Source organism: Nostoc sp. (genome assembly GCF_036917395.1).
Taxonomy (GTDB): Bacteria; Cyanobacteriota; Cyanobacteriia; order Cyanobacteriales; family Nostocaceae; genus Nostoc.
On the sequence record NZ_JBALDI010000085.1, the window covers coordinates 103120 to 116119 of the forward strand.

At 39.9% G+C, this 13000-nt stretch carries 10 protein-coding genes; 7 read left to right on the forward strand and 3 right to left on the reverse strand.

Annotation, left to right across the window (positions count from 1 at the left end; translation table 11 throughout):
* Positions 1-19: 19 nt before the first annotated feature.
* Positions 20-259, reverse strand: coding sequence for a hypothetical protein (locus V7K46_RS30275; protein ID WP_335119866.1), 240 nt, complete (start codon positions 257-259; stop codon positions 20-22).
* A 592-nt stretch (positions 260-851) separates the two neighbouring features.
* Between V7K46_RS30275 and V7K46_RS30280 the strand changes: the two genes are divergently transcribed.
* Complete coding sequence (locus V7K46_RS30280) at positions 852-4400, forward strand: NB-ARC domain-containing protein (protein ID WP_335119868.1); 3549 nt, start codon at positions 852-854, stop codon at positions 4398-4400.
* A gap of 70 nt (positions 4401-4470) precedes the next feature.
* Here the strand turns inward: V7K46_RS30280 and V7K46_RS30285 are convergent, their stop codons facing one another.
* Positions 4471-4674: a hypothetical protein gene (locus V7K46_RS30285; RefSeq protein WP_335119870.1), complete on the reverse strand. Its 204-nt coding sequence runs from the start codon at positions 4672-4674 to the stop codon at positions 4471-4473.
* Positions 4675-4684: 10 nt separating this feature from the next.
* Positions 4685-5248 carry a peptide deformylase gene (def, locus tag V7K46_RS30290; RefSeq protein ID WP_335025035.1) on the reverse strand — a complete coding sequence of 188 codons (564 nt, stop codon included), beginning with the start codon at positions 5246-5248 and terminating at the stop codon, positions 4685-4687.
* Positions 5249-5386: 138 nt separating this feature from the next.
* Here def and V7K46_RS30295 point away from each other — a divergent pair, with 138 nt between their 5' ends.
* The 6 genes from V7K46_RS30295 to V7K46_RS30320 all read left to right on the forward strand — a co-directional run bounded on the left by V7K46_RS30295 (position 5387) and on the right by V7K46_RS30320 (position 12628).
* Entirely contained in the window at positions 5387-6289 is a 903-nt protein-coding gene (locus tag V7K46_RS30295) for a cell division protein FtsX (protein ID WP_335119872.1), read from the forward strand.
* 26 nt (positions 6290-6315) lie between these two features.
* Complete coding sequence (locus V7K46_RS30300; RefSeq protein ID WP_335119874.1) at positions 6316-7125, forward strand: DUF3598 family protein; 810 nt, start codon at positions 6316-6318, stop codon at positions 7123-7125.
* Positions 7126-8105: 980 nt separating this feature from the next.
* A complete protein-coding gene (gene modD / locus V7K46_RS30305) occupies positions 8106-8957 on the forward strand; it encodes a ModD protein (protein WP_335119876.1) in 852 nt (283 codons plus the stop codon).
* A gap of 608 nt (positions 8958-9565) precedes the next feature.
* Complete coding sequence (locus tag V7K46_RS30310) at positions 9566-10243, forward strand: hypothetical protein (RefSeq protein WP_335119878.1); 678 nt, start codon at positions 9566-9568, stop codon at positions 10241-10243.
* A 657-nt stretch (positions 10244-10900) separates the two neighbouring features.
* Entirely contained in the window at positions 10901-11845 is a 945-nt protein-coding gene (modA, locus tag V7K46_RS30315; protein WP_335119880.1) for a molybdate ABC transporter substrate-binding protein, read from the forward strand.
* A 33-nt stretch (positions 11846-11878) separates the two neighbouring features.
* Complete coding sequence (locus tag V7K46_RS30320) at positions 11879-12628, forward strand: 2OG-Fe(II) oxygenase family protein (protein ID WP_335119882.1); 750 nt, start codon at positions 11879-11881, stop codon at positions 12626-12628.
* The last annotated feature ends 372 nt before the right edge of the window (positions 12629-13000 follow it).

Here is a 13000-nt window from a genome sequence, read left to right on the forward strand (position 1 = left end):
CTGATAATTGAGTGATAAATCAACTCCAAGACTCAATTATCATGGCGATCGCAAATAGACAAAACAGAGATACTACTATCCTCACAAACCATATCCATAGACTTGTGGATAACAGCATCCCAACTATTGAGATAGCGCCAAAAACCTGAGATAAAACAAGAGCGATCGCCAAACCAAGCAGAGTCAGCAGAAAATACTTGAGTCCCTGACAAAACCACTTAAATAGTAGATTTTCATCATCTTTGAGGTTGATTTTCATAGTTTTTATCCTGTTTTGAGAGTTGAATCTAAGCAGCAGCTAGGGCTACCTCGACCGTCCTAAAAAAAGAGCCAATACTTGAAGGCACGCAGCAGTCCTACCAAACCTGAATCAAGTTTGAATACCAACAACAGTGGTTTGGGTATTTACAAATGGGAAAAGTAAACTTTTAAATGGATTGCAAAGAAAATTTTGAAATTAAACTTAGGTGCTCAATGCTCGTGATGATGCAGAAGGCACACTACGCGCATTAACCCTTAAAATGCAGTTCCTACAGACAACAGACTTTGAATGCTTGGCTTTTCAAAATCGATTAACGGTTCCAGCTTTTGCCTTTCCCTCTTACTCACTAAGTTTGGATAATTGAAGCCTGAACTCACTCAGCTCTTAAACTAGCCTGATAAAACTCACTTAAAAACATAATAAGGTAACCAAGTTACTTTATCAAGTAGAATTGAGAAAATTATTTAAAGATACTGACTCAACGACGTATTTTCTTTATCAGAGAATAGTTCAAGTGTCAATCTGGGCAGATAATTTTCTCACCCAGTGAGCTAATATTGGAGTGTAGGTAGTTTGTCATAATGTGTGTATGAGTGAGATTCCTGAAGACTTTCTTTTGGCTTTAGCCCAAGACCGGAGTGTGTCTAGCAGTGAGCTAGAGGTGTTATTACATGCCGTTCAAGATAAATCGCCAAATGCGATCGCTCAAGAATTGGATATCAGTGCCGAGGCAGTACGCAAAAGATTGAGCGAGGTTTATAAGAAATTCCAAGTTAGTGGCAATGGGCCTGGGAAGCTCACCAAGTTACAGCAAGTTATCGAAAGTGAGTATCGTGCATCTTTAGTTACTGTGGAACCCATTGCCAACAATGATCACGATTGGGGCGAAGCACCTACTATTCATGATGTCTTCTATGGAAGGAAAGCAGAACTGTCCACGCTTAAGAAGTGGATTGTTGATGATAAGTGCCGATTAGTAGCACTATTAGGCATGGGAGGAATTGGCAAAACTGCTTTATCTGTGAAGCTAGCAGACGAGGTTAAGTATAATTTTAAGTACCTGAGTTGGCAAACTCTCCGTAATGCTCCACCTATCGAAGAAATCTTGGCGAACCTGATCCGATTTTTATCTGATCAGAAAGAAACTGATTTGCCAGAAACAGTACATGAGCGAATAACGCTGCTAATTGAATATTTCCGAAGCCGCCGTTGTCTTGTGGTGTTGGATAATGCAGAGACGATTTTGCAAGAACGCGATCGCGCCGGAGATTATAGAAAAGGATATGAAGGTTATGGTCAGCTACTCAAACGGGTAGGAGAAGAACCTCATCAAAGCTGCTTAGTGCTAACTTCTCGGGAAAAACCCAAAGAATTTGCACCTTTACAGGGAGAAGCATCACCAGTCAGAACATTCTCACTAGCCGGATTAGGAGAAACAGAAGGGCAAAAAATTCTTAAAGATAAAGGATTGTCTGGTTCACCTACCAACTGGGCAAAACTGGTTAAAAATTATTCGGGTAATCCCTTGGCATTAAAACTAGTCTCTGAGACAATCCGGGAATTATTTGGTGGTGATATCGCTGCTTTTTTAGATAAAGGAGAGATAATTTTTGGCGACACGCGTAATTTATTAGATCAGCAATTTAAGCGCACTTCCGAGTTAGAAAAAGAAATCATTTACTGGTTAGCAATCAAGCGTGAATTAGTTTCTTTAGATGAATTGTTAGATGATATTGTGCGTCTCTTAGTAAAACGGGAATTGCTGGAAGCTTTAGAATCACTACGCAGGCGATCGCTAATCGAGCAAAAACTAGAAGATAAAACTCCTCAGTTTACTCTCCAGCCTGTAGTTATGGAGTATATTACTGAGCGCTTTATTGAAAAGATTTGTAAAGAGATTTCTACAGGCCAGATGGCGCTATTTATGAGCCATGCTCTGATGGGATCTACTGAGAAAGATTATGTAAGAGATACTCAAATTCGCTTCATCGTTGAGCCAGTCAGAGAAAATTTATTTAATATTTTTAAATCACCCAAAATTATTGCAGATAAGCTCACTCAAATTATCAAGAATATCCAAGAAAAATTAGTTGTTAATCCTGGATACGCAGGTGGTAACGTTCTCAATTTGCTTTGCCATCTACAAGTTGATTTAAGCCGCTATGACTTTTCGGATCTGCCTATTTGGCAAGCTTACTTGCAGGGCGTAAATTTGCATTGTGTCAATTTTACTGCTTCTGATTTATCCAAATCAGTTTTTACAGAAAAGTTGGGTAGTATTTTGTCGGTGGCATTTAGTCCAGATGGAAAACTGTTGGCTACAGGCGATGCCGATGGTGATGCTCACTTATGGCAAGTGGAAGATGGAAAACGACTTTTTACCTATAGGGGACATGAAAGTTGGGTACGCTCAGTAGCCTTCAGTCCTGATAGTAAAAAATTAGCGAGTGGCAGTGAAGACAAAACTGTAAAGTTATGGGATGTGCAAACTCGTGAATTGCTCAAAACTTTAAAGGGACATAGCAGTTGGATTTGGTCAGTAGCCTTCAGTCCCAATGGTCAAATATTGGCGAGTGGTAGTGAAGACCAAACTGTGAAATTATGGGATGTGGAAACTTATGAATGCAGCAAAACTTTAGAGGGACATACAAAGTGGGTTCGCTCAGTTGTCTTCAGTCCTAATGGTCAAATATTGGCGAGTGGTAGTGAAGACCAAACTGTGAAGTTATGGGATGTGGAAACTTATGAATGCAGCAAAACTTTAGAGGGACATAGCAGTTGGATTTGGTCAGTAGCTTTCAGTCCCAATGGTCAAATTGTAGCTAGTGGTAGTGAAGACCAAACTGTGAAATTATGGGATGTGCAAACTGGTGAATACCTGAAAACTTTGCAGGAAAATAGCAGTTGGGTGCGATCAGTAGCCTTTAGTCCTGATGGTAAGATTTTGGCTAGTGGTAATGAAAACCAAACTGTAAAGTTATGGAATGTGGAAACAGATCAATGTCTCAATACTTTGTCTGGACATAGCAGCCGGATCTGGTCAGTAGCCTTTCATCCTGATGGTCAAATTTTAGCTAGTGGCAGTGACGACCAAACCGTAAAGTTATGGGATGTACTAGATGTAAAAGAAGCCAAATGCAGCAAAACTTTAACGGGACACAGCAATCGGATCTGGTCAGTAGCTTTTAGTCCTAAAGATCCCATTCTAGCCAGTAGTAGCGAAGACCAAACTGTAAAATTATGGGATGTGCAAACTGGTGAATGCCTGAAAACTTTAAAGGGACATACCAGATGGATTTGGTCAGTGGCTTTCAGTCCTAATGGTAAAATTTTGGCGAGTGGCAGTGATGACAAAACTGTAAAATTATGGGATGTGCAAACTGGTGAATGCCTGAAAACTTTGACGGAACATAAGAGTTGGGTAAGGTCAGTAGCCTTCAGTCACGATGGTAATACTTTGGCGAGTGGCAGTGACGAACCAAGCGTGAAGTTATGGGATGTGCAAACTCGTGAGTGCCGTCTAAACTTGCGAGCGCACAGCAGATGGATTTGGTCATTAGCCTTCAGTCCCGACGATCAAATGTTGGCAAGTGGCAGCGACGACAAAACTGTAAAGTTATGGGATGTGCAAACTGGTAAAGACTGGACTTTGCCAGTAGATAGCAATCGGATCTGGTCAGTAGCTTTCAGTCCTGATGGTCAATTTTTAGCAACTGGCAGTGACGACAAAATCGTAAAGTTATGGGATGTGCAAACTGGCAAATGCTGCAAAACTTTAGAAGGGCATAGCGAAAGGATCTGGTCAGTGGTCTTCAGTCCTGATGGTCGATTTCTAGCGAGTGGTAGCGAAGACCAAACCGTGAGGTTATGGGATGTAGGCGAAGGTAAGTACCTCAAAACCTTAAAGGGACACGAAAGTCAAATCCGTTCAGTAGCCTTCAGTCCTGATGGTCAAACTTTGGCTAGTGGCAGTGAAGATGAGACAATTAAGCTTTGGGATGTATTGACGGGTAAGTGCCTAAAAACACTGCGATCGCCTAGACCCTATGAAGGAATGAATATCACCGGGGTTAGAGGCTTAACTCCAGCGCAGTTAGTAACACTAAAAGCTTTAGGAGCAGTGGAAGATAGAGAGTAAAAATAAAAGGTAAAAGGGTGAACTTTACGTTTTTGTTTCATCCCCTTTACCTTTTTTATGTACCTGATGCTTATTTTATGTTAGCCCTTGCGTCCTTCACTGCGGCAAAGAAAAAGAATCCTGTGAGTGGAATGCTCAATGCCAGGATAATCGCCGTGACTTGGACACCCAAATCTGGATGTCCGTAACTGAGCTCAAAAATCGAACCGACGGCTGCGATCGCACTTATACAAGAACCACCCAGAAATAAACCGCTTTTTGGAGTTAAATACACTACTAGCCCCCTATACTATTGGTTTCACCGCTTGATACGAGAAGCCATTCTTAGATAGCTCCTGGACTAAAGTCAAGGAGTTTTCCACACGGTCTACAAATACCACACCGTTAAGATGATCCATCTCGTGCTGAATGCAGCGTCCCAGGAGGTCATTAGCCTTTAATGTCCGGGGACGACCGTATTCGTCCTTATAGGCTATTTCCACGACTTCGGGGCGCTTTACGTCCAGGTATACATTGGGTATGCTCAAGCATCCTTCTTGGGCAACAGAGATATCGCGGCTTACTTGTTTAATGGTGGGGTTAATCAGCACCAAAGGCGGATTAGCTGCATTCTCTGGTTCCAGGTCGATGACAATTAGTTGTTTGTGAATTCCCACTTGGGATGCAGCCAAACCAATGCCATCTTTGCTATACATAGTTTGCAACATTTCGCGCACCACTTGGCGGAGTTCGTCATCTACTTTAGAAATCCGTTTTGCAGCTTGACGCAGCACGCGATCGCCTAAATAATGAAGCTCCAAAGGTGGATTTTTTAACTTTTTTTTCTCTACAGCAATTTCAGAGGGCATGAGTCTTGATGGCTAGATGGTGAAAATTCCTACTTTAATTCTATCAAGCTCGTCACTAGTCAGTTATGAGTGCTGAGTTATAAGTTATGAGTTATGAGTTATGAGTTATGAGTTATCAATTTTTGACTGGGGTGACGTGTGTTTAAATCTTTCACAAAACTTGACTACCTGCTCAAAGAAACTTTCCTCGGTTTATTGCGGGGAAGCTGGATGAATTGGGCAGCTATAAGTACTGTTACGGTGTTACTGTTTTTATTCGGCTTGAGTTTGCAAACCTCTTGGCAAGTCGAAAAACTCCTTTACCAGTTTGGTAGCCAGTTAGAAGTATCAGTTTATCTCGAACCGGATACGCGGATCGAAAACATTAAGCCACTGATCGCAAAAATCCCAGAGGTAGCGGCGATACAAACTATTACCAAACAGGAAGCTTGGACTAAGTTAGTTAAGGAAATGAGAATTTCTGATATTGAGGGTGCTACCCAGCAGCTAGGTGAGAATCCTCTGGTTGATGAAATGAAGGTGAAAGCTCGTAATTCTCAAGTTGTACCAACTTTAGCAACCCAGCTGGCTAAGTTACCCGGAGTTGATACGGTGCAGTATGTTGATGAAGCAGTTAAACGCATTGCCCAGTTGCACCAAGGTTTGAACTGGATTACTTTAACTATTACAATTATTCTGACTTTAACAGCGATCGCAGTGACTACTACGACAATTCGCCTGATTGTCATGGCGCGACGCCAGGAAATTGAAATTATGCAACTAGTGGGAGCAACTTCGGCTTGGATCTACCTGCCGTTTATTTTACAAGGAATTGCCTTTGGCTTAGTTGGTGGTGCGATCGCTTGGAGTTTCATTTCTGTGATTCAACAGTTTCTCGGTAAGTTGCTAGCCAATCAACCTGAGTTTATTCAAGCTATCACCAACGGGGTGCAACTTACTCCAGCCCAAATTTTATTATTGCCCCTGATTCTCTTGAGTTTCGGTGCAGCTGTAGGATTAATGGGAAGCTTATTTGCAGTCCGACGTTTTGCTAAAGGTTAGGCATTGGGCATGGGGGGAAAATCGTTATGAAATCGCAATGGCAATGTTTTCTGCAAAATCTCGGTGTCTGGGAAGGTTCATTTACTAATTTTTCTCCTCAAGGTACACTTCTGAACGATACTCCTAGCTGTCTTTCGCTGGACGGTTTGAACAATAACCAGACAGTGCGCCTAACTCTGAGCCGTTCGGGACTAGATGATGTCAAGAGAGAATTTAGTTCTGTGGGAGGGGGTCTGCTGTTTTTTGAAAATGGTTCATTTTCTGAAGGTTTAATTCAGCTAGGACCATTTTCCGAATTCGGTGGAGAACTCGCTTTTGTTCATGAAAATCGCCGCTTGCGTCTGGTGCAACTCTTTGATAAAAACGGTCAGCTAAATGGACTAACCTTAATTCGAGAACATCTAGCTGGAACACAAACAGCAGAACGTCCACCTTTGCAGATAGATGATTTGTTGGGAGAATGGCTTGGTGAAGCAGTGACAATATATCGAGATTTGCGATCGCCTGATATTTACTCTACAACTTTGAAAATACAACTTGATGATACTGGGCGATTAATTCAAAGTACTTTTTTTGGGGAACGGACAATTACTTCAACTGCTACTATCAAAGGTTCCATCGTTCTCTTTGACCAAGATCCCCAAAGGCAAGTACAAGTATTATTGTTACCTGATGGCGCTTCTGCAACTTCTCCCCTCAAGGTGCAGTTACGTCAACCCTTGTTCTTGGAAGCGGGTTGGTTAATCCAACCAAACCTGCGCCAGCGGATGATTCGCAGCTATAACGAGAAAGGCGAATGGGTTAGTCTGACATTAATTACTGAAGAAAGGGTGTAAAAAATTTGTCTCCATTTTTTTCTACCACAAAACGTTACAAGCTTTACATCCAAATTACAATTTTAGATTTTCTTGATATGTAGTTTATTGATACTACTAATCGAAGTGCGGAATGTGGGTTACTAAAGCTAGCGCAGATGCTTGCAATGTCTACTAGCAGTGGGCATAGTATCTACCAGACAAGTAACATTTAAAAACCATTCCAAATTGTGAATGCCTATCGCCGTTGCACTAACAGCCACTACAACCACTATCCACATAGTCCAAGGATTTCTGTCGCGCATAAGTTTACACTAAACACACAGTAACCACAATAATTAAACCAGCATAGATATCATTTAAAGTAATTGTTTCATTATTTATTCAAACGTTTTGCCAAAAAAGTGGAATCAATAATCGTAAATAATTATCATTATCAATAAGTGTATATTTTATTTTCTGGAAGTCCCTAACGCTGCGCTAACGACGGAAACCGCCTTCGCGCAGCGTCTCGTAGAGAAGACTGCGACTCCCTCACCGCTTTGCGTCTACGCAGATAAACAATGCCCCAAATAATATTTATTAACCGTTTGAGAAAAAAGTTGTTTTGATTACAGATTTTATATTAGAACTAAATCAACTACTTTATAGTTTTGCTAAAAAGTAATGGCTGATATTTACCGATAAAGTAGGTATATAAAATATTAAACGAGATTGTAGAGCTACCAATTAATTCTTATACATCACCTATTAAAGCAATCTCTAAAAATCAGTATCAGGAATTCTGCTAAATCAGACTCTTGTGCAGCAGAGCTTATAAGCTTGTAAGGGTTGACTCTTGATCCGTCGTACAAAGGACAGAGGAAATTATAAAATTATTTTATTACCAACTATTTTGGCAAAATAGTAGTGCTTATTACAATTCCTGCAACTTAATGATATTAGGTTTAGTGTAAATCTTTGTTGAGCTTATATATTTGTAAGCTGATCACAAAACTAAAATGAGTGTTTTCTTCTCAGATGAAGCGATCGCTAGGTTAATTCAGGAAGATGTTCCCTACCTAGATTTGACAACCTACGGACTTGGCATTGGCAAGCAACCCGGTGAAATCGAGTTTTCTACCCGTCATCCGATGACCATTTGCGCTACTGAAGAAGCAGCCAGAGTATTAAAATATTGTGGTGCCGAAGTTCATTATCAAGTGGAAAGTGGTACAGTCTGCCAGGAAAAGCAATTAATTCTTCAAGCTAGTGGCACTGCTCAAGCCTTGCACAGTGGCTGGAGAGTTGCTTTAAATTTGATGGAATATGCCTCCGGTATTGCTTCGCGTACCAGAGTATTAGTAGATACTGCCAAAACAGTGAATCAGTCTGTTTCTATTGTGAGTACTCGTAAATGTTTTCCAGGTACTAGAGCGCTTTCCATCAAAGCAGTTCTAGCTGGCGGGGGCTTTTTTCATCGCTTAGGATTATCCGAAACAGTTCTGATATTTAACCAACACCTGATATTCCTGGGAGGTATAGCTGGGCTAATTGAGCGCATGAATCAACTACGACAACAGTTTCAGGAACAACTTATTTGCGTTGAAGTAGATACACCAACAGATGCCTGGATGCTTGCTCAAGCAGGTGTAGATTTAATTCAGTTTGATAAAATTCCCATCTCAGACCTTGAGCCTCTGGTTTTGAAGTTGAAGCAGCAGTATCCGAACTTAAAACTAGCGGTGGCTGGTGGTATTACCTCTGAAAATATAAAAGATTATGCAAGCACTGGTGTAGATATTTTAGTGACAAGTTCACCATACTTTGGTAAGCCATGTGATATTGCAGTCAAAATGACAATGGCACAGTAGTGCATTTTTAATTTATAAATTGGAGAAAGAGAGGCAATTTAAAAGTCCCTCTTCCAGCCTTGGGAGAGGGATTTAAGGTGAGTGCTTTTAATTCATGCAAGAAGTCTATTCGCTGGAATTTCCAATTTACAGGTGAGTCTCACTTGCAAACAGTTTATTAGCTTGACAGTCACCTATTTCTAAAGCAAATAAGCACAGCAAGTGTTTTTACAATATTAAGCTTAACTATTTTAAAAAAGAAATAAAAATTAATTTTGTTAAGGTTTGATTACCAAATAGTCTAGTAATTTACTCAATAAGTTGGTATTATCTTCAAAAGATTACACAGATACACTTATCCATTTTGAAAACGCAAGTCTAAAAAGAGGTTTGCGGCTAATGGCAAGTGATTTATTAGTTTTTAATAACTCATATTGAAAACTAGGTATTTTGTATCGTCTGATAAGGAGTTGGAAGTTGAACGATTTGAAGGTTTGATTTTTTTCTAACAAAATTTATTGTCAACTTGCTCAGTTTTGGCGATAACGATACTAATTTTTGGTGAGCAAACAGCTTTGAGCAAAACTATCTAATTTTTCAATATTCAATAGTAAACGGAGAAATGTTTTATGCGTTTTACCCGACAAATACCCATTGCGTCTTTTCTACTATCGATACTGGTTTTATGGCAGCCTAGTTTAGCTGACTCCAGGAGTGATGTTCACTGGAATAAAGAAGAAAAAACACCATCTATCTGGGAGAAAAATAAGTGTCCTGGAGGTTTTTCACAAAGTTTTCGCTTGGGTGGGGAACTCAAGAATCCAACCACCTATAACTTGCAAAATCTGAGAAATTTGCGAGATGCTTTAAAAAAACAAAATCCACCAGTAGTTACTGAAATCACTGTGAGCTTTCAAACCGGCTCAGGTCCACGAACAGAAACATACTATGGAGTCCCCTTATGGGAATTGATTAATAATCCGAAAGCCGGAGGTGGTCTAAAACCTGGGAATTCTGGTTTGAATCCTAAAAACTCTTTTTTGAGGCAATATGTTTTAGTTGAAGCCACAGATTGCTATGGTGCAGTTGTAGCTATTGGTGAAATTCAACCTAGCTTTGAAGGGAAAAAAGTGCTAATTGCATTTGAAAAAAAAGATTCTAATGGTAAAGTCGTGTCTTTAATAGATGAAGGATTTGCTCGTTTAGTAGTTCCAGGTGATAAAGCTGGAGGTCGTTACGTGACTAATGTGAGAAATATCCTCATATTATCTGCTCCGGCTTCTCCTTTGAAACCAAAATATTTCTAATGGAGAGGCTAATATTTTTAGTCTCAAGACTATCAATAATAACTTCTGGAAACATTTGAAAATCTCTTAAGTGTGACTGGTGAAAAGCTTGTTTACACCCACCATGTTTTCAATAATTAACAAAACCAAATACAGTTTGGATAAGCTCTTGAGGTAAGGGAGAAAAAAGAGTTCTTGAGCAATAATTATTTCTCCCCTTGCTCAAGAACTGCTTCTCCTATTTGCCTCAACTGATAATACCAATTAAATTAATGATTGCAACACATCCTTGGGTGAAGACGCGATGAATCGCGTCTCTACAAATGGTCTATTTGTCGCATTCTTTTTTAAAATTGGTATAACTTTCTTAACCAAACCAGATTGTATAAGACTTACGTACTGTACAAAATAACTATCTTGTGTCTTGACGAAATTCGGTTCTTTCCGGCTGTTAGCGATTACCTTTAAATCAGTAGCGATCGCAGTTTAATAGTGAAAAATCAAGCTTAAATGCCTGAAAATTTATATCCATATTTATTGATTTATGTCAATACGTAAATCTTAATTGTAATAAAGCCAAAATTTGTCTATATAAAATAATTGACATTGTTCCAACTAAATTGGTAGTCTTAACCTTGAAAAAAAAATATCCAAAAATTTAAAGATTTTAGCAAACAAATGAAAAAGTATTTTTTGACAGGTTCTTTGGCGGCTTGTGCTTTTAGTGTTCTGATATCGAATCAAGCTTTTGCTGCTAATCTCAACTTATATGGAGCAGGTAGTTTAAGAAATGCACTAACGGAAGTAAGCCAAGACTTCACCCAAGAAACAGGAATAGGAACGAATACAGTATTTGGGCCATCAGGGATTAGAGAGCAAGCAATAGAAACAGAACTCCAACAAGGAGAGCCTACTGCTGATGTCTTTGCTAGTGCAGATATTGGAAATCCCCAAAAACTATACACTAAGGGGTTGAGCAGTCAGCCAGTGGAATTTACTCAAAACCAGGTTGTAGCGGTGTTTTCCTCAAAGTATTCCCAGGCAAAAATTACACCAAATCAGGTGTTAGATTACTTACTAAATCCCAACATCAAGTTGGGAATTGCAACACCTATATTAGATCCTCTTGGAGACTACACTCAACAGATATTTACTCAAGCTAATTCAAAAAACCCTGGTAGTTTTGATACTCTGAATAGTAAAGCCTTGCAATTAACAGGTGGAACGAATTCCCCAATAGTCCCATCAGGACAGGACAGCTTAGTATATTTTATTGACAAAACTCAGCAAGCAGATGTTTTCTTGGCTTACTATACTGGCGCGATCGCATCGCAAAAAATTGATCCGAGTCTCCAAGTAGTTGGGCTACCAGATTATTTGTCTGTTGCAGCACCATTTGGTTTAACAGTTATCAAAAATGCTGACCCGAATGCACAGAAACTAGCAGATTATATTTTATCACCCAAAGGACAGGAAGTTTTGCAGAAGTATGGATTTATTAGCCCGACCAAATCAGTACCCGAACCTAATTATGTTTGCGGATTATTACTAGCTGCGGCTATGGGTTTAGCACTCAATAAAAAATTTGCCCAGCAAAAGATAGAGATTTCAAATCTTAGATAAATCGCAATTAAAATTGCAGTGATAGGGAAATGATTGTCACTGCCAACAATCAAGATGCTAAATTTAGATGCCATACGTCATATAGGAATGCAGTCAGTTCCATATCGCTATGCTGTGATCGAGAATTTGTTGCCCAAAGAGGCTAGTTTGGAACTTGCTATTAACTTTCCCCAGGAACAGTTTCGCTTATCAAAGGGCGAAGGATATGGATACCTGTGGAGTGAAATGCTTGCTAGTAATGAGGATATTGCTTTAATGTCTAAGTTTTGCGATGCCTGCTTTGGGCGTAGCCATCGCGCCAGTCCTGAGTTGGCAGTTCGCTGGCGCGATCGCATTGCAGACGGAAGATTATCTTCTAATCTTGAGAATCTTAGCAGCATTTGGCGAGAACTGATCGAAGAACTGTGGACACCCGGTTACCGCCAAGCCTTAACAGAAATGTCTGGGGTGGAACTCAAAGACTGTGCAATGGTGATTGGGTTTCGTCGATATAATTCAGGGCACTGTCATCGCCCTCATACTGATGAACCATCCAAAGCTCTAACTCATCTACTATTTTTCAATGAGCAATGGCCTACGGATTGGGGTGGTTGTTTGCGAATTCTCTATGACGAACAACCAGAATCCGTCTTCCAAGATATTCCACCACTGGGCCAGCTTTCGGCTGTGATTGTGCAAGCAGATAATTCGTGGCACATGGTCACGACCGTGGCATCGGCTGCATCACAGTGCCGATTGGCTCTCAGGGTCACTTTTTTTCATAAGCTCGATGCTGGTACTTAGTCTATTGCATCGACTTTGCACGATTGAAAACAATCTCTATTCTTTATTCCACTTCTTTGGGCTTGGTGCAAGATGTCAGTTTAGCCTTTCCCCAATCCTCACTTCACAATTTGGGTTGGCAGACTACTAAATAAGCTTGTGAAATGAATAGATTAGCTACATCAAGTTCAATGCATAAAATTAGTCAAATATATTCAAAAAGTTTAGTTCTAATAATTGGTTGATTCTTGTTACTTATTTGCTTGATTTCAACAGTAGTACTGTTTGTCAAAGTTCGATAACCAAAAATCTTGGTAACAGTTACCAACAGTTGGTATTGTTTTAGAAACATGAATGCCAAAAGATAAAGGTTCATTGGTTCTGCGATCGCCT

Coding starts and splice junctions, on each gene's coding strand:
- V7K46_RS30275 (WP_335119866.1), bottom strand. CDS start 259: ATGAAAATCAACCTCAAAGATGATGAAAATCTACTATTTAAGTGGTTT.
- V7K46_RS30280 (WP_335119868.1), top strand. CDS start 852: ATGAGTGAGATTCCTGAAGACTTTCTTTTGGCTTTAGCCCAAGACCGG.
- def (WP_335025035.1), bottom strand. CDS start 5,248: ATGCCCTCTGAAATTGCTGTAGAGAAAAAAAAGTTAAAAAATCCACCT.
- V7K46_RS30300 (WP_335119874.1), top strand. CDS start 6,316: ATGAAATCGCAATGGCAATGTTTTCTGCAAAATCTCGGTGTCTGGGAA.
- modD (WP_335119876.1), top strand. CDS start 8,106: ATGAGTGTTTTCTTCTCAGATGAAGCGATCGCTAGGTTAATTCAGGAA.
- V7K46_RS30310 (WP_335119878.1), top strand. CDS start 9,566: ATGCGTTTTACCCGACAAATACCCATTGCGTCTTTTCTACTATCGATA.
- modA (WP_335119880.1), top strand. CDS start 10,901: ATGAAAAAGTATTTTTTGACAGGTTCTTTGGCGGCTTGTGCTTTTAGT.